This is a genomic window from Streptomyces sp. NRRL F-5727 (assembly GCF_000719555.1).
In the GTDB taxonomy this organism is placed as follows: Bacteria; Actinomycetota; Actinomycetes; order Streptomycetales; family Streptomycetaceae; genus Streptomyces.
The window spans coordinates 1-316 of record NZ_JOGX01000173.1 but is presented as its reverse complement, the minus strand read 5'-3'; the positions used below and the strand labels follow the sequence as shown (position 1 = coordinate 316).

The following is a 316-nucleotide window of genomic DNA, read 5'->3' as shown; positions in this document are numbered from 1 at the left end:
CCACGCCACGAAGATCCACAAGATCATGGACATGGCCATCGCGGCCGGCGCGCCGCTGGTCTCGCTGAACGACGGCGCCGGCGCCCGGATCCAGGAGGGTGTCTCGGCGCTCGCCGGGTACGGCGGCATCTTCCAGCGCAACACCCGGGCCTCGGGTGTGATCCCGCAGATCAGCGTGATGCTCGGCCCGTGCGCGGGCGGCGCCGCCTACAGCCCCGCGCTGACGGACTTCGTGTTCATGGTCCGTGAGACCTCGCAGATGTTCATCACCGGTCCGGACGTCGTCAAGGCGGTCACCGGCGAGGAGATCACCCAG

The 316-nt window shown here is 69.3% G+C and carries 1 protein-coding gene; it reads left to right on the top strand.

All coding sequences use genetic code 11. From position 1 onward, the window contains the following. On the top strand, positions 1 to 316 hold a 316-nt coding region (locus IF73_RS0137235), incomplete at both ends, for a carboxyl transferase domain-containing protein (RefSeq protein WP_031016023.1).